Origin of the sequence: Synechococcus sp. CCAP 1479/9 (genome assembly GCF_019038535.1) — a bacterium.
Taxonomy (GTDB): Bacteria; Cyanobacteriota; Cyanobacteriia; order PCC-6307; family Cyanobiaceae; genus Cyanobium.
The window spans coordinates 40,696-57,792 of sequence record NZ_JAFKRK010000045.1 but is presented as its reverse complement, the minus strand read 5'-3'; the positions used below and the strand labels follow the sequence as shown (position 1 = coordinate 57,792).

At 64.1% G+C, this 17,097-nt stretch carries 11 protein-coding genes; 7 read left to right on the top strand and 4 right to left on the bottom strand.

Annotation, left to right across the window (positions count from 1 at the left end):
- The first annotated feature begins 3 nt into the window (after positions 1–3).
- The 5 genes from pglX to KUG38_RS15900 are packed head-to-tail and all read left to right on the top strand — an operon-like array spanning position 4 to position 11,608.
- Complete coding sequence (gene pglX, locus KUG38_RS15920; protein ID WP_216923313.1) at positions 4–4,212, top strand: BREX-6 system adenine-specific DNA-methyltransferase PglX; 4,209 nt, start codon at positions 4–6, stop codon at positions 4,210–4,212.
- Positions 4,209–7,256, top strand: a complete 3,048-nt coding sequence (gene pglZ, locus KUG38_RS15915) for a BREX-6 system phosphatase PglZ (protein ID WP_216923311.1) — start codon at positions 4,209–4,211, stop codon at positions 7,254–7,256. The genes pglX and pglZ overlap by 4 nt, the downstream gene beginning before the upstream one ends.
- On the top strand, positions 7,256–8,605 hold the full coding sequence (brxD, locus tag KUG38_RS15910) for a BREX system ATP-binding protein BrxD (RefSeq protein WP_216923309.1): 1,350 nt from the start codon (positions 7,256–7,258) through the stop codon (positions 8,603–8,605). The genes pglZ and brxD overlap by 1 nt, the downstream gene beginning before the upstream one ends.
- A 31-nt stretch (positions 8,606–8,636) precedes the next feature.
- On the top strand, positions 8,637–10,760 hold the full coding sequence (locus tag KUG38_RS15905) for a DEAD/DEAH box helicase (protein ID WP_216923307.1): 2,124 nt from the start codon (positions 8,637–8,639) through the stop codon (positions 10,758–10,760).
- Positions 10,757–11,608 carry a hypothetical protein gene (locus tag KUG38_RS15900; protein WP_216923305.1) on the top strand — a complete coding sequence of 284 codons (852 nt, stop codon included), beginning with the start codon at positions 10,757–10,759 and terminating at the stop codon, positions 11,606–11,608. The genes KUG38_RS15905 and KUG38_RS15900 overlap by 4 nt, the downstream gene beginning before the upstream one ends.
- A gap of 35 nt (positions 11,609–11,643) precedes the next feature.
- Here KUG38_RS15900 and KUG38_RS15895 read toward each other — a convergent pair whose 3' ends face one another.
- From KUG38_RS15895 to KUG38_RS15885, 3 genes are all read right to left on the bottom strand, one after another.
- The gene (locus KUG38_RS15895) at positions 11,644–12,744 is read right to left on the bottom strand and encodes a tetratricopeptide repeat protein (protein ID WP_216923297.1); all 1,101 of its coding nucleotides are present in this window, start codon (positions 12,742–12,744) and stop codon (positions 11,644–11,646) included.
- Positions 12,744–13,508 (bottom strand): hypothetical protein, encoded by a 765-nt coding sequence (locus KUG38_RS15890; protein WP_216923296.1) that lies wholly within the window; start codon positions 13,506–13,508, stop codon positions 12,744–12,746. Before KUG38_RS15890 ends, KUG38_RS15895 begins: the two co-directional genes overlap by 1 nt.
- A 65-nt stretch (positions 13,509–13,573) precedes the next feature.
- Positions 13,574–13,951 carry a hypothetical protein gene (locus KUG38_RS15885; protein ID WP_216923294.1) on the bottom strand — a complete coding sequence of 126 codons (378 nt, stop codon included), beginning with the start codon at positions 13,949–13,951 and terminating at the stop codon, positions 13,574–13,576.
- A 64-nt stretch (positions 13,952–14,015) separates the two neighbouring features.
- Here KUG38_RS15885 and KUG38_RS15880 point away from each other — a divergent pair, with 64 nt between their 5' ends.
- On the top strand, positions 14,016–14,252 hold the full coding sequence (locus tag KUG38_RS15880) for a hypothetical protein (protein WP_216923292.1): 237 nt from the start codon (positions 14,016–14,018) through the stop codon (positions 14,250–14,252).
- 43 nt (positions 14,253–14,295) lie between these two features.
- Here the strand turns inward: KUG38_RS15880 and KUG38_RS15875 are convergent, their stop codons facing one another.
- Positions 14,296–15,912 carry a DUF6880 family protein gene (locus tag KUG38_RS15875; protein ID WP_216923290.1) on the bottom strand — a complete coding sequence of 539 codons (1,617 nt, stop codon included), beginning with the start codon at positions 15,910–15,912 and terminating at the stop codon, positions 14,296–14,298.
- A gap of 308 nt (positions 15,913–16,220) precedes the next feature.
- Here KUG38_RS15875 and KUG38_RS15870 point away from each other — a divergent pair, with 308 nt between their 5' ends.
- A complete protein-coding gene (locus KUG38_RS15870; RefSeq protein WP_216923288.1) occupies positions 16,221–16,436 on the top strand; it encodes a hypothetical protein in 216 nt (71 codons plus the stop codon).
- The last annotated feature ends 661 nt before the right edge of the window (positions 16,437–17,097 follow it).

Below are 17,097 nucleotides of genomic sequence, written 5' to 3'. Positions count from 1 at the left end.
GCGATGGCGATGACCCCCGAAGCCAAGAAGGCGCTCTCCAGCACGATCCGCGGGCTGCGCCAGCGCCTACTGGAGGATCTTCGCCTGGCGACGGAGTCGGCCTATCGCCTCTCGGTGCGGGCGCAGGACGCCGGCCTCGATGAAGCCGCCAGGACCAAGCGCCAGCGCCTGGACAGCTGGCTCGATGAGCAGCTACGAGCCCAGGCGGCCGGGGGCCGGCGCCGGCAGCGAGAAGACTTTCTGCGTGAGGCCGAACAGCAGGCCGCCTACACCCTGCTGAACCGGCTGGTGATCCTGCGGCTGATGGAGGAGCCCGGACCTTCGGGGCAACCGCTGCGCAAGCCAGCCCTGATCAAGGGAGGCTGGGGCAGCACGGCCTATCAGGACTTTCGGGACTTGGCACGGGGTGTGGTTCGCGATGACCCCACCGAGGGCTTTGGCTTCCTGCTGCAACTCGTGTTTGAGGAGCTGGCGGAAGACCTGCCCGGCCTGTTTGGCTCGGCAGGCATCGGCGATCTGATCCCGATCCCGCCGGCCACCCTGCGCCATGCGGTGGAAGAGCTGAGCAAGGACGAGCTGGAGAGCTGCTGGGCGGACGACATGACCCTGGGCTGGGTCTACCAGTACTGGAACGATCCAGAGCGGGAACGGCTCGACGCGAAGATCAACGACGGCGGCAAGATCGAGCCGCATGAGATCGCCAGCAAAACCCAGATGTTCACCGAGCGCTACATGGTGGACTGGATGCTGCAGAACAGCCTGGGCCTGATGTGGTTCACTCTCTGCAAGAAGAATGGCTGGGCACCAGAGGTGCAAACGAATGGCACATTGCAGCGGCTGGAGGAGCGGCGCGTTGAATGGCGTGCCAAGCGATCTGCGGGGGAGGTGAGCCTCACGGCGTTGATGCCCCTGGAGACGGAAGAAGAACAACGCTGGGCCTACTTCCTGCCGGGGCAGGAGATCCCCGATGAGGCGGTGGAGCTCGCGCCTCATTCCGTTCGCGACTGGAAGATCCTCGATCCAGCTGTGGGCTCAGGCCACTTCCTTGTGGTGGCGCTGGGACTGCTGTTGGCGCTTTTCCAGGAGGAAGCCAGGCATCGCGGCTTGCAAGACGCCCCCGAGTGGAGCCAGAAGGCGATTGTGGAGCATCTACTTGCTCACACACTGTATGGAATTGATATTGACCCACGTGCAGTGCAGATCGCAGCTGCATCGCTCTGGCTTAAAGGCAAGGCCCTCTGCCCAGAGATCGAACCAGAACAGCTGAATCTGGTGGCACCGAACCTCAGGCTGGCTGACCTACCCGATGACGATCCTGCCCTGGCTGAGCTTCGATCTGACATTGAGGCTGAGACAGGGATTTCTGGAGAGTTCACATCCCAGATCCTGCAGGCTCTTCGAGGTGCAGATCACCTTGGCAGCCTTTTGAAAATTGACCAGGCAGTGGATGCTGTGATCGATCAGCAGGAGCGCCGCCTCAAGGCATTGCGGACCAAAGCTCAGCAGGTGCAAGCAGATCTCTTCGGTGGAGCTCCTCCTGTACAGGAAGAGATGGACTTCTCTGCTGCTGAAGCCCGCGCTGACATTCAGGAATTGCTGGAGCAATTTCTTTCGCATCACTCAAGTGCATATGATCTCGGCCTGCGCCTGCAAGGCGAACAACTAGCATCAGGCGTACGCTTTACGCGACTTCTAAAGGAAGATGCCTATCACCTAGTGATCGCCAATCCCCCTTATCAGGGTACTGGCAGGATTGAGTCTAATGGCTATGTTGAGCTTCACTACTCTCTAGGCAAGGCTGATCTTTATGCCGCTTTCCTGCTGCGCGGACTAGAGCTGGCAAAGCCAGGCGGATTTTCAGCCATGCTGACTATGAGAGGCTGGATGTTTATCAAGCAGTACTCAGCGCTAAGGGAGGGATTGCTGAGCACTTCCAGCCTAAGGCTACTCCTTGATCTTAGCTCGGGTGCATTTGAGGAGATTTCCGCAGCACAAGTCGTTGTTTCTGTAGCCTCAAGTATTTTTCAGCGCTCAGAGAGTCCTCTCGGCCCGGCATTGGCACTGAAAATCTTTGATGAGAAATTTGTAACTTCAGCAGGCGAGGTTACTCGCAAGCGTGCTGCCAGCCTTGCTCAGCAAGATCTATTCAGATTTCAGGCCCATGATCTTAAAGCTGTGCCTGAGTGGCCTCTAATATATTGGTGGGATTCCGAAAAGTTGTCCCTGTATCAGAGTGCTCCACTGATTGGTGATGTGGCGCCTGCAAGACAGGGTCTTGCTACCGCGGACAATGCTCGTTTCTTGCGTAAGCCTTGGGAACCAACGATGGGTGGCGATCGTTGGCAACCATTTATAAAAGGGGCGGAGGGCAGAGCCTGGGTTGAACCTTTGAATGAGCTTATCGATTGGCGGAATCAAGGACTGGCAATGAGATCGTTTGAGAGAGCGGTCCTCAGAAATCCTGAATACTACTTCCGCCTCGGCGTCGCTTTTTCCATGATTGGCGCCAATTTTAGCGCTCGCGTTCATCGATATCCCAGCATAATTGACGTCATGGGTTCGTCAATTTACACCGAAGACCTCGCTGGGGCCGTCTGTGCGATGAATTCCAGTTCTGCCCGCATGATTCTCCAGTCGTTGAATCCTGGCGTGCATTTTCAGGGCGGTGACGTCAACCGCCTTCCTCTCTTTCATATTAACTCTTCTGACCTCATCTTTGAGGTGGTTGAGAGATCATTTACGGCGCATGAGGCACATCGCGAACCATCGCCAGAATTTCTTGGGCCAGGCCCATCTCCCTGGCATTCGGCTCAAGATTGGGCCCAACAGGCTGTGGACCGCCCAGCAAGAGATTCACTTCCAGAGTATGTAGAAGAACTCGATCCGGAGCCCCCCACAGACCACCTGAGCTTTGCCCTCGGCGTCGCCCTGGGCCGCTTTGCCCCCGTCGATGACGAAGGCCAGCCCACCACCAGCAATCAGCCCGGCGTCCTCGATCCGAGCACCGATGATCTCTCCCATGCCCTCCCGGCAGGGATCCTCTTCCTTGATGGCTCGTTAGAGGAGAACGATCACCGCGACGACCTTGGCACAGCTGCCGCGGCCCCACTGCATCAGGCCTGGTATCGCCATGGCTCAGCCATTGCGCCAACCCGCAGCCTGCGCGATTGGCTGCGGCTGGACTTTTTCAAGGATGTGCACAAGGGCATGTATGAGAACCGCCCAATCCAATGGCCGCTGAGCTCGTCGGGCAAAACCTTTGTGGTCTGGGTGAACATCCACCGCATGGACGAGAGAACCCTCAAGGTTCTGCTGGCCGACCATCTGATCCCAGCTCGATCTCGTATCGATGGCGAGCTGGACGATTTGCGGCAGGTGCGCGATTCCGAGGATCGCAAGGCCGCCCGCGAGGCGGACAGCCGCATTGGCAAGCTCAGTCGCTGGCGCGAGGAGCTCCATGAGTTCATCTCCGCCGTGGAGCACTGCGCCGAGCGCGGGGCACCACCCACGGATGGCCGCTGCCCCGCCCGCGAACAGGACGCTGTTTATGCCCCCGATCCGGATGACGGCGTGATGATCAACTCCGCGGCGCTCTGGCCCTTGTTGGAGCCGCAGTGGAAGGATCCCAAGAAGTGGTGGAAGGAACTCGCCAGCGCCCAAGGGAAGAAGGACTACGACTGGGCCCATCTGGCGATGCGCTACTGGCCCTCACGGGTGGATGAGAAGTGTCAGAACGATCCCTCCCTGGCGGTGGCCCATGGCTGCTTCTGGCGCTACCACCCAGAGCGGGCCTGGGCCTGGGAGCTCCGCCTGCAGCAGGAGATCGGCCCCGACTTCCGCATCGCAGAAGCTCCCTACCGCCCCGGGGGCCGTGATCTGGGCGACCAGGGCGATGCCCCACACCGGCAGGCCTGGCTTGCAGCACACCCCAGCGAAGCCCTCGCCGCCGTCGAGAAGGAAGCCATCCGCCGCATGGGCCGCGGTGACAACCGCCAGGTGGTGAACGAGATGCGCATCCTCGAGTCCGGCCTCTGGTCGGTGATCCCTGAGAAGGTGTCTGCCATGGAGCAGCGCCTCAGCGACCGGCAGGGGCAGTTGTTCAGCCTGCGGGCCCCCGATGAGGCTGAGGGTCGAGCCGGCACCGACGGTGAGCAGTCTGTGCAGGTTGGGCTGGCCCTCGCCCTGGGTGGCGCAGAGGGGGCAGGTGGATGAGCACACTGGGGCCGATCTCCACAGCTCTTGAGGCCGAGCTGCGCCAGCGGGTGCAGCAGAACGGCATCGTGATCTGGCTGGATCGCGATGGCCACTACAGCCCGTTGGTGGATCAGCTCCAGGCCCTGCGCGCCGAAGGTGCTCTTCCCTATGCCGTGCATGGCTTTCGGGGCAGTCATCTGGCGCTGATGCTCGACCTCGATGCCGTGGCCGCCGGCTCCGATCCGCCACGGCTGCTGATTCACCTGCCTGGCTTCACGGAAGACACCGTGACCCAGACCCCCGTGCTGGGGCTCTACCGCAGCGGTACCCGCTTCCGGAAGGCGCTTGGCACCCTGATTCGAGAGGCGGCTGCCGGCCAGGTGCCGGGAGAAGCGATCGAGGCCTTCGTGGCCACTGAGCCCGATACGCTGGCCATGGCCGATGCCTGGCTGCAGGCCCAGCTCCAGGCCGATGGCGGCGGTCTCTACGAACAGGTCCGCTCCACCCCCGTGGTGGAGGTGGTGGAGCAGCTGCTCAGCGATGGGCCGCTCTGCCGGCAGCTCACCTCAGCCGATGCCCGCGATCAGTTCCTGCGGGCCATGGAGGCAACCCTTGGGCTGCCTCGAAACTGGCACCGGCCTGCTCCTCAGGAGATAGCGGAATCCAGCGACAGCGGTGATCTCGGCGATGCGATCAGCAACGCCGTGATGTCGGCCCTGGCTCAGGCCAACGTCAGCCAGGCGATGTGGGAATCGGGCCGCCCCGCCACCCGGCAGCAACGGGATGACCTGGCCTTCATCCTCACCAGCTGGGCGTTGGTGGTCGAATACGTCCACGACCTCAAGCGTGCCCCGAAGGGAGCTGCAGCAGAAGCCGCCAAGACTGTCCCGGCTCGCTTGGTGAGCACCTGCCGCGAGCTGGCCAGCCATCTGCGCGCGCGCCACACCGCCATCTATCAGCGCACCGCCGATGAAGCCGAGCTGCTTCTCAGCGAGGAACGGCAGCTGGCCAGGGCGGAAGACCTGGGCCGAATCGACACCTTCCGCTTCGAGGAGAGCACGGTTCTCGAGGCTGCCCTCGACGCCTTGCAGCAGCGCCAGTTCCGTAACGCCGCCCAATGGGCCGCCCAGCGCCTGAGCAGCGATGGCAAGCAGCAGAGCGATTCTTTCTGGCTGCAGCAGGATCCCGCCCGGCATGAAACCTGGCAGCTGATCTCCGCCGCCGCCCGCCTCGGCGAGGCCATCCACCACGCCGGCGATCTGTCTCGCAACCTGCCGTCGTTGCAGCAGGCAGTCGATCGCTACGTGGAGCGCGGCGCCGCCGTGGATCAGGCCCACCGCCTGCTGGAGCAGCGCCGCCTCACGGCTCTGGCGCCTCAGATCCCTGCCTTCGAGCGGCTGCTGGTGGAACTCGATGGTCTGCGGCAGCTCTGGCGCCAGTGGGCCGATGGCTGGGCGGTGGCCTTCAACGCGCTTTGCAAGGAGCACGGCTTTCTGCCCGAAGCCGGCCTGCAGCAGCGGCAGCTCTTTCACGAGGAGGTGGAGCCACTGCTCCGCCAGGCCCAGAACCGCGAGAGCCAGCGCTGCGCCGTGTTTCTGGTGGATGCGCTCCGCTACGAGATGGCGATCGAGCTGTTTCAGCAGTTGCAGGACACGCCCGCCTCGACGGTGCAACTCAAGGCTCGCCTGGCGGAGCTGCCCACCGTCACGGAGGTGGGCATGAATGTGCTGGCACCGGTCGTCTCCCAGGGTCGCCTCAGCCCCAGCCTCTCTTCCAGCGATGGGGGCTCCATCCAGGGATTCCGTGCCGGTGAGTTTCTGGTCAACAACCCCGATACTCGGCTGCGTGCCATGCAGGCCCGGACTGCCGGTGGCCCTTGCCTCAAGCTCAGTCTTGAGGAGGTCACCAGCCTCAAGGCCGACACCCTCAAGAAAAAGGTGGACCAGGCCCGGCTGTTGATGGTGCACAGCCGCGAGATCGATTCAGCAGGCGAGAAAGGGGTAGGGCTTGATGTCTTCGATCGGGTGCTGCAGAGCCTCAGGGCCGCCTGGCAACGGCTGCGCACGGCGGGCGTCCGCAACTTCGTGATCACCTCCGATCACGGCTTCCTGCTCAATGAAGGTGCGCCCCCAGCTGTGCGGCGCCATGGCAACAAAAACACCCCTTCCCGACGCCATGTGTTCCGCCCCCATGCCGCCAATCACGACGGCGAGGTGCGCGTGGCCCTGGCTGATCTTGGCTACCAGGGGGTGGAGGGGCAGTTGATGATGCCGGAGGACACCGCCGTGTTCGACACAGGCAAGCACGACATGCGCTTCGTGCATGGCGGAAACAGCCTGCAGGAGCGGCTGATTCCGGTGCTTACCCTCCAGCACCGCGTGGCGACCGGGGGATCCTCCCAGCAGTTCCAGATCGAGGCGCAGCAGCGCCAAGGGGTGGCTGGCCTCCACTGCCTGGAGATCCAGGTGAAGACGGTGGAGCAGCTTGCCCTCGCCTTCGGCAGCCGCAACCGCATCGAGCTGTCCCTGAAGTGTCCCGACGACCCCGATCTGCAGGTGGAGCTTGCCCAGGCTCGCGGCGCCGCCCAGCTGAACGGCAGCGTGATCCAGGCCCCGGTGGGGGAAGCCTTCGAGCTGTTCTTCCGCCTCAGTGGCAGCAGTCAGGAGAAGGTGCGGGTGGAGGTGTTTCACCCCAGTGGCACCGATCAGGTGGCTCCCTGCATCCCGGAGTGCCGCTTCCTGGTGACTGCGCTCTCCACAGCACCGCAGCGCCCATCCGAGGTGGCGACGCCGGCTCCACAGCCTGCGCCAGCCACCAGCCCCGACAGCCCAATTCCCCAGTGGCTGCAGGACCTCTCCGAGGACGGCAAGATCCGTCAGCTGTTTGCCCACCTTGCGGACCACGGCGCGATCACTGAGCCGGAGGTGGCTGCCATGCTGGGCTCCCCCCGGGCGGCCCGGCGCTTTGCCCTCCAGGTCGATGCACTGGCCAGCCGGGCACCGTTCTCTGTCCGCATCGTCGTGGTGGGTGAGGTCAAGCGCTACGTGAAGGAGCAGAGCTGATGAGCACCCTGACCGCCAAGGACGTGGAGCACGTGTTCGAGTCGCTGCGCAAGGGGCTAGTGCCCGAGCGCGGCATTGACACCTTCGCCGTAGGCATCGAGAAGCAGCGCGGTGAGCTGCACCGCCAGCTGGAGCTGGCCGGTGGCGGCGAGGGCACGATCAAGTTCCTGCGCGGCGGCTATGGCTGCGGCAAGACGTTCATGGCCCGCCTGGCCCTGCTCGATGCCCAGGAGCGTGGCTTCGCTACCAGCTTTGTGGTCGTCTCCGACAACGACCTCAAGTTCCACCGCTTCGATGACGTCTACCGCAAGGTGATGACCGAGCTGGGCACCTCCACCTGTTCCCGCGGCGCCCTCAGCGACATCCTTGATCGCTGGATCGCCCGGGTGGAAGACGCCCTGATCGCCGCCGGCGAAGACGAAGACGCCGCGGACTTCGACGAGAAGGTGCAACAGCGGCTGGAGGCTGATCTGGCGTCCCTCACCGGCGGGCAGGCACCGCAGGACTTCATCCGGGTGATCCAAACCATCTTCCGCCTCAAGCAGGAGGGCGAGGTGTCACAAGCCGGGGCGTTGATCTCCTGGCTCTGCGGCAGCGGCAACGTCGCAGCGGCCTCCAAGAAGGTGGCGGGCATCAAGGGCGACATCGGCAGCCGCGATGCCCTCGACTACCTCCGCGGGGTGCTGGAGATCGTCAAAGCCGCTGGCTACAAGGGCCTGCTGATCGTGATCGATGAGGCGGAGACGATCCTGCGCATGCGCTCGGACTCCCGCCACAAGTCGCTCAACGGCATTCGCCAGATCGCCGATGCGGCCGGCTCCTACCCAGGGATGCTCTGGCTGTTCACCGGCACACCGGAGTTCTTCGACACGCGCCATGGGGTTGCTGGCTTGGAACCCCTGCATCGGCGCATCAGCTTCAGCAAACAAGGATCCTTTGCAAGTCTGCGCCAACCGCAGCTGGAGCTAAGCCCCTTTGATGCCGAGCGGCTGCGCTCGGTTTCCCTACGACTGCGCGAGCTCTATCCCTCGAGCACCCGCTCGGTTCTTGAGGAGCGAGTGAGCCTCGACTTCATCGACCGCCTGGTGGCGGAAGTGACCAAGGGCTTCCGCGGCGATGTGGGCGTGGTGCCGCGTCAGTTCCTGCGCGAGTTCGTGACCCAGCTCGACCTGGTGGAGGAGAACGACGACTACGTGCCGATGGAGCTGTACGGCTTTGATCCCACTCAGATCAGCTCTGTTGTCCTCACCCCGGAAGAACAGCAACACCTTGGTGTCTCCTCCGACTCAGCCCCCCTCGATGAGCTGGAGGAGGGTCCTGAACTGATCCCCACGGAAGACGTGTGGTGAGCACCGTTCGCCTGCTCCCTAGAGGCTTGGCGTGAGCGTCTTCTCTCGCCTGGCGCCCCGTCTGCAAGAGGCGATCGTCGCCCGACTGGGCTGGAGCAGCCTTCGCCCGGTACAGGAGCAGGCCGGCGAGGCGCTGCTGGCTGGTGCCAACGCGGTGATCCTGGCGCCGACGGCCGGCGGCAAGACCGAGGCCTCGATGTTCCCGACCATCTCGCAGATGGTGGAGTCAGCGCCTGATGGCGTCGGTGCCCTTTACATCGCGCCGATCAAGGCCCTGCTCAACAACCAGGCCGAGCGTCTCGGCCTCTACACCGAAATGGTGGGCCTGCGCCGCTTCGTGTGGCATGGCGACACCGACGACTCCTCCCGCCGCAAGTTCCTCAAGGAGCCGGTCGAGCTACTGATGACCACCCCCGAATCCCTGGAGGTGATGCTCGTCTCCCAGCGGGTGGATGAAGCCAAGCTGTTCGGCGACCTGCGGATCGTGGTGATCGACGAGGTGCACGCCCTCGCCGGTTCTGATCGCGGTGCGCACCTGATGAGCGTGCTGGAGCGCATCGCGAAGCTCTCGCGCCATGACCTGCAGCGCGTCGGCCTCAGCGCCACGGTGGGCAATCCCGACGCGATCCTCGACTGGCTGAAGGGCTCCTCGATGCGCCCAGGCCGGGTGGTGGATCCACCCAAAGCAGCGAGCCGCCGCCAACTGCTGGTGGTGCACCGGCCGGAATTGCGCCTGCTCGCCCGTGATGCCGCCCGAATGGCCGAGGGCCAGAAAAGCCTGTTCTTCTGCCAATCCCGCGCCATCACCGAAAAGGTGGCCGAAACCATGCGGCGGGCCGGCACCACCGTGTTCGTGCACCACAGTGCCGTCTCCAAGGAAGAGCGCCTGCTCGCCGAGGAGACGTTCCACCGGGGGACGGCCGATGGCAGCGGTGCCTGCATCGTCTGCACCTCCACCCTGGAACTAGGCATCGACGTGGGCGATCTCGATCGGGTGCTCCAGGCCGATGCCCCAGACACGGTGAGTTCCTTCCTGCAACGCATGGGCCGTACCGGCCGGCGGGACGGGCAGGCCGCTAATACCACCTTCTTCTGCGAATCCAGCGAGAGCGTGCTGCAGGCCACAGCGTTGATCGAGCTGGCCAAGCAGGGCTGGGTGGAGGCAGTGCCGATTCAGGACCGCTGCTGGCCTGTGCTCATTCACCAGCTGCTGACTATGGCCCTCGCCGGTGGTGGCATCAGCCAAGAAGAGGCCTGGGCTCACCTGTCCAAAGTGCCGGACTTCGCGGGAATCAGCCGGCCAGAGTTTGACCGCCTCATCCGCTGGCTGCTCGCCGATGGAGGGCTACGGGAGGCGTCAGGTCAGCTGGTGATCGGCCCCAAGGCGGAGAAGCGCTTTGGCCGCAAGAACTTCATGGAGCTCTTTGCGGTATTTACCAGCCCCATCAGCTACACGGTCGTCACCGCAGCAGGGCAGCCCCTTGGCTCCTTGCAGCAGGAGTTCGTTGATCGCCTGGTCGATGGGGTGAGCAGTTTCCTGCTCGGCGGCAGGGGCTGGGTGGTGCAGCGCATCCAGCACGACGACCGCCGAGTGTTCGTGGATCCCGCCCCCCGCGGCAAGCAACCCACCTGGGGTGGCTACATCCCCCAGTTTCTTGGCCTGGAGGTTTGCCAGAAGATGCGCGATATCCTGCTCTCCTCCTCGGCTCTCCCCTACCTCGATGAGCAGGCCGCCGCTGTCCTCGAAGAAAAACGAGAGGTGATTCAGCCGCTCTTCCTGTCGGGTCCCTCTGGCATCGAGCTCAGAGAGGGAGAGGTGCGCTGGTGGACTTTCGCCGGCGGCAAGATCAACGCCACCCTCCGCTACGGCCTGGAAGCCGTGGGCGGGGACTGGAAAATCTCCACGGACAACTTCCTTGTCAAGGCCAAGGGGGAGGGGATCACGCCAGAGCGCTTCCACGATGCAATCGAGCGCCTGGCCACTCCGGAGGTCTGGGACGACGCCAAGCTCTGGAAGGATGTCGCTGAGTCACTGCCGAACTACCGGTTGAGCAAGTTTCAGGATCTGATGCCGGAGTGGGTGGAGCAGGAGGTGGTGGCGAACTACCTTCTTGATGCTGAGGGCACCCAGGAGTGGATACAAGAGGCGCGATGAGTATCTGGGACGACATTGCAAAAGCTGCTGGCCATCTCGCAGTAGGCGTTGTGGATGCCGTGCAGGATCTTGCCATGGATCCCTTAAGCGGCTCCATGAAAGCCGAACTGATTATTCTGGCAAGGAAGGCTCAAGGTAAAAAGGCGCCGCCAGGAAATGGCCCAAGCAGAGGAGCGTTGCGGAGCCGAGGCTTAGTCGAGCCACTAGGTCATGCCTTAACGAGAAGAGGTTGGAACTGGTACAAATTACTTGAAGCGAATGGCGACGTAGCTGACTTTCTTCGCGCCAATGATATTGATCCCTGGAAGGACTTCCATTCCTCCGAATCGCGCTCCGCAAAAGGGTCTTCGGGCAACCCTCCCATGAAGCCCTCCATCGCCCGGCAACAAGCAAAGCCATCTAAGGCAAAACCTATCTCCCAAAAATCCTATTTCCGTTGGCTCTATAGATGCTTGCTGAGAATGAGAGAATTTGAATCATGTCAAGGACTCTTGGCTGGAGAGCACTCAGTTTGGACAATAATTGTCGAAGAGGAGCTTCGTGCCCTCGAGTCTTTAAAACCTTTGCTGGACATGGATGATATCCACAAGTCCAAAGGAATGTGTCTTGTGCGCGACGATTTGGCTGCTCAGGCCAGACCTGTAATTAGGACGTTGAACTTCGACTTCACCAGCATTCTCGAGGGGATGCCTGGCTCTCCAAAGATAGGTGTTCGTAGCATTACTTCCACCAGCCGCGAGATCACTTACTATCCAATCATAAGTGAGTCCAGCGCGATAAGCTTTAGGCATGTGTGCTCTGTTGAACTGAGCTCCCGGCTTCAGCGAATCCTGCCTTCCCTGCGCTAAGAAAAGGTTCCGCATCTACGAAGATCGGCCAAGGATTACCGCGTTGTCTGTCCAGCCTCATGCATTCGAACCGCTTCCACGTACTCCGCCTCGATCCCCAGCCCTGAGTCTTCATCCGGCGTCAGCCGCTTCATGCCCACATGGATCAGGCAGGCCAGCGCCAGGTCACTCCAGGTGCCGGGCAGGTTCTTGAGCGTGCGGGAGGTGTTCGGTTCGTTGATCTCCAGGCCCCCCTGCCCCAACGCCGCCACCTCGCTGATCACGGCGATGAACCGCTGCTGATCCAGGCCCTCGAACAGCTGCAGCGCCTGGAGGCAGTAGCTCACCGCGTCCTGCCGCAACCCCTCGGGCTGCTCCTGCCTCAAGTCGCGGGCAGCGATGGACCCGCGCAGATCCTTGGCCTTGTTGGCCAGCTCACCGAACGGCTGGGCCTCGATCACCTGCAGCAGCAGCCGGTCGGCCTCATCGCGGTGCTGCTCCGGATCGAGCTCCAGCAGCACCTGGGCCAGGTTCAACGCGGCGATCAGATCGTTTGGCGCCACCGCCAGGGCCTGGCGAAACCGCTCAGCCGAGGCCGCCAGGTCACCAACGGAGGCCAGCAGGCTGGCGAGGCTGCTCAGCGCAAAGGGGCTCTGCGGTTCCAGCTCCACCGCCTGCTCCAGGGCCTGACGCGCTTCGCTGTGCTCGCCCTGACGCAGGGCCGCCACCCCAAGGGCGACATGGGCATTGGCCATCGAGGGATCGGCGCTGATCGCCCGACGCAGCAGGCCGCATGCTTCTTCGAGCTGGCCTTCCTCACTGGCCAGCACGCCGAGGTTGTAGAGGGCTTCCGGGTGCTCGGGCTGCAGCTGCAGCAGCGTTTCCAACAACGGCCGGGCTTCTGAGAAGCGGCGCTGCTGCAGCAACGGCTGGATCTGGGCCATCGCCGGTGCTTCGGCGGCCGAGGGATCCCAGGCCACCTCGATCCGGCCCGCGGCGAACACCACCGCCACCTGGCCGCCCATGGCGCCATAGGCCTGCTGGAAGTAGTCGGTCACCGCTCGGTGGAAGGCCTCACTGCCGGGGGTGCGGCAGCCCTCCGGCAGCAGCGAGGCATCAAAGGTGGCCTCCTCGATCGCGAACGCGGTGCCCTGCATCACGGCCTCGTCCAGCTGTACCAGCGTGAGAGGCCCAGCTTCTCGGCCCAGCCGTCGACGATCTCCCGATCCGGATCGGCTGTGATGGGTGCGGCGCGGGTGATGGCGATCAGTTCCCTGGCTAGGGCCTCAAAGCCTGAGGCCTGGTACGGGATCGCCAGCGGCGGGATGCCCACCAGCTCGGCGCTCTGAAAGGCATAGGCCGCATTCATCGCCCGGCTGGCCTTCACCACCGCGGCAGGGCCCATCGCGTCGACTTCGGCGTTGAGGCAGGGCACGTTCTGCTGCACCTGGCCCTGAAGCACCGCCGCCTGCAGGCCCCGCAGCTCCGGTGCCTGCTCGAACAACCAACGATCGGCCCACAGCCCCGGGCCCATCGAGCGCAGTTGCACCATCAGCCCGTCGTAGAAGCGTTGGCCGACGGAGCGCGCCTGGGCCAGGCCGATCTTGCCCTTGAACATCCGCTCCACCTGGGCAATCACCTTCTCCCTGGCCTCCCGCTTCTCGGTGAGGTTCACCCGCAGCTCCGGCGGCACCTGCACGATGCGCAGCAACAGGGCAGCCTCAAAGGCCACGTGATAGCTGCTGGCCTCGTCCTGGTGCTTGTAGAGGATCAGGTGGGCCTGCTGCTCCCCCTTGGCCGGCCGCAGGGTGGCCAGGGTGTCGATGTCGCCCTGATGGGCCACCGCCACCGGCAGGCCACTGGCCTGCTCCACCATCTGCAGCAGGCGGTTCACAGCCGGCAGGAGCGCATGGGCAGGCATCGCCGGGCCGTGGGGGTGCGTGGGTGCGACCCCACGGTATCGGCGCCCTGCTGGGGTCCTTGTGCTCAGCCAAAGCCACGCGCCGGCGGCCGGGAGCCAGGAGGCAGCAGCGGGATCTCGATCACCGCCCCCTGCTCTACCGGGTAGCCCTCCAGCTCCAGGTGGAGATCGCTGCAGACCAGGGTCAACGGCGGCTCCAGTCCCTGGGCCTGCATGAACACCACCACCACGTCCTGGCCGGGAGCGACGGCATCCGGGTGGCGCTTGATGTCCTGCTGGAAGCGCAGCGAGGTGTACTTCTTGATGTCCGGCCGGGCCGAGAGCACGTTGGTGCGCAGGAAGCGCTCGTTGCCGTAGGCGGTCTGGTTGACGAACATCACGTAGGGCTCATCCCCGTCCGGCCCCGGAAGATCGTCCTGGGTGGTGATGTGGATTCCTGGCATGTCGCAGCCTCACTGGCCTGCCCCCCAGCATCCACCGACGATGGACCAACAAGAACAGCAGGCCGTGACCTCAGCACTTCAGATCGGCGACAGGGTGCGGTTCACGAGGGCCTTCCTGCAGGCCACCGCCATGATCACCGGGCCCGAAGCCCCCACCAGCGTGGGTCCGTTCGCCCGCGGCAGCGTGGCTGCCATCGCCCCCATCAGTCCCCGCAGCAGCCTGGTGCTGGCGACGGTGGCCTGGGCTGATGGCAGCAGCAGCGACGTGAATGTGGCCAACTTGGAGCGCCTTCGCCTCTGACGCGGCAACTCCATCAGCAGGACCAACCGTGAGGCTTCGACGGTCATTCCGGCAGCAGCAGGCCATCGAAATCCAGCTTCCTGAGAAAGCCCATGCGGTGCCCGTAGGCGCGCAGCAGCTCGCGCACGTAAGCGTTGTGCGGCGGGATCCGGCCCCACTCGGCAATGCCGGCGGCCAGGCGGCGGCAGTTCTCCAGGTGGCGCACGGCCCGCGCATAGCGGCTGGAGTGGGCCGTCTCGAGAACCTCCTCGATCATCGCCCGCAGGCACAGGCTGGCGGCCAGGGGGTGGCGCTCCTCCAGGCCCGCCGCCACGGCCGTGAGCAGCGGTTCGTCGGCGCCATTGAGCCGATCGGGATGGGCCAGGATCAACCGGGCGGCGCGGCGCTGATCGGGCCAGCGGTGCAGGAACTCCAGGGACGCATCGAAGCTGCGGTGCTCCAGCACGGCCTCAAGAAGCTCCTCCTCGGCCTCGCCATCCTCGAAGGCCGGCAGCCGCTGCAGAAAGGCCCGCAGGTGGGACAGCGACAGGCGCTCGATCCCAAACTCACGCCGCAGCGCCTGGGCCGCGTCGACATGCCCGATGGCCTCCATGGCCTCCAGCTGGGCATCCAGCCAGGGCCGGGCGCCATCGCTGCGCCATCCCTGCGTCAGCTCCACCCCCTCCAGCAACGCCAGAGCCTCCGCTGCCCGGCCGGCGGCCGTGAGGCGCCGGGCTATCCGGGCCACCAGACGCGGCCGCTCCAGAGCGGCGGGGGCATGGTCGCGGTACTCCGCCAGATGGGCCTCCGCCTCCCCCAGGCCATCGGCGATCGCCAGCATCGCCAGACGAACGTCCTGACGCCGCTGCCAGGGGTCGGCCGCCCCATCGACGTCATTGTCCTCGTCAGGCTCGAAGCTGCCGATCCAGCCGTCGTCGCCCCCCGGCCTGAACGGCTCGGCGTCAGCGTCCCCCTCCCAGTCCAAAGCACCGGGATGCAGGCCATAGGGGTCGAACGCATGGGCATGCACCAGCACGCCCTCCTCCTCGGCCTCGTCCGGCTCGTCCTCCACCAGCAGCTCATCGGGCCGGTTGATCACGGGCCGCTCCTGCTCCAGCCTCTGCCGCAGCTGCCGCAGGCCCTCCGGCGTCAGCGCCTCGGCCAGGTGGGACACCAACAGATCGTATTGGCCTTCCCGGTTGTCGAGCACCGCTTCGGCCACCTGATCCGCCAGTGCCGCCGCCGGCAGCCGCGCCTGGCAGGCCAGCCGGCCCAGATCGGCGCTGGCCCGGTGGAACAGAGCCAGTCCGGCGTCGTCACCGTCGTCGACACGATCGAGCAGGGAGGGGGCCAGCTCCAGCAGGCGCCACAGGAGTTCCACCGCCAGGGCAGGAGCCTGGGAGCCGATCGCGGTGCTGATCGCCTGGCGCTGGCTTTCCAGCTCGGCCAGCACCGGCGCAAAGGCCCGACGATCGAGCCAGCGCCCGGAGCGATCCAGGGTCGTCAGCCGCTTGCGCACCTCCTGGGCCATCTCCTGGGGGCCGCGGGTCTCCGCCAGAGCCAGCCGCAGGGCCCGGCGGGCGGCGGCGTTGCCCTCCGTGTGCTGCAGCAACAGCTCCGCCAGCCGGGTGGCGCCAAGAGCCTCCAGCGAGCGGACATTGAGGCTGGGACGGCCGGCCATGGGGGGCTGGGCGAGTATCCGGTGGCCCACGGTGGCGCCTGATGGATTCTGTAGGCGGAAGCACCTCTGCCGTCACAGGTGCCGGTGCCTACCCTTGCGGCGGGCTCATCGCCGGTGATCGCCATCGGCCGCCGTACCCGATCCCAGGCCTCCGGTTTCAACGCTGCCAGCCCGACCAGTGAGCACGGCGCCATGCAGCCGAGAGAGCAAGTGAGCGCATCCAGGCCCGCCTCAAGGAGCTGGAACCCCAGGAGCCGCCGATCGAATTCCGCTTCTCCCTGGCGGATCAGTGGTCGCGCCACCTGTTCGTGGCCCTGCTGCGCCGCTACGGCATCCGCCCTTACCGCTATCGCGGCCAGCGCCGCACCACGGTGATTGCGCACCTGAGCCGGGCCTTTGTGAATGAAACGCTCTGGCCTGAATTCCTGGAGCTGCAGGGCACCCTAGCGGCCTACTTCGATGCCTTCACCGACCGGGTGATCGAGCAGGCCTTGGAGGTGAAGGCCGGTGAGGCCGAAGAGTAGCCTGAGGCAGCGCCATCCCTGCCAAACCAGGATCATCCGAGGCGTTGCTGTATGGAGTGTGACTGAGGTGCTTTGGCTGAATGCCTAGATCAGAAGCGGGGCGATTCCATACGTCAAGGCGGTGACCCACGCGCTCAGCTTCTGCATCTTGATGTTACGCACCATTGGAATCTAGCCCACAGTCCCAATCTATAACATTTTCGTTCTTTTGGCCTCCGGATTTCGTTCGAGTAGCTTGAGCCTCTGCAGATGCTCGAACCTCTGAGCCGGCAGGTCGAACCGAGAATGTCGCTCTGACTGCATCAGCGGATTGAATGTCATAAGGCGGTTCATAAAGCTCTCCAGCAATTTCGAGAACCCCTGGCCCATTGATCAACGCTTCAGTGCTGGTCCTAGAGATCGTGTGGGAGTCGGCTCTTGTTGAACCCGAGCCGTAGTACAGATATTGAATACTGTATTGCAATCTCGTCATCAGCTTTTTATTATCTTGCACTCGGAGCAACAGCCTGGTTCGGTGCACTGGGAACACAAGGAGATCTTGTTGACGAGGGGTTACGTATAGCTGGATCGACAATGTCCACGCGAAGTGTGGCTTATACTGGATATCCTGCAGATGAGTGCCTGGACTGCGTTCGTGCCCAGGACTCTTTATCAGCTTAGC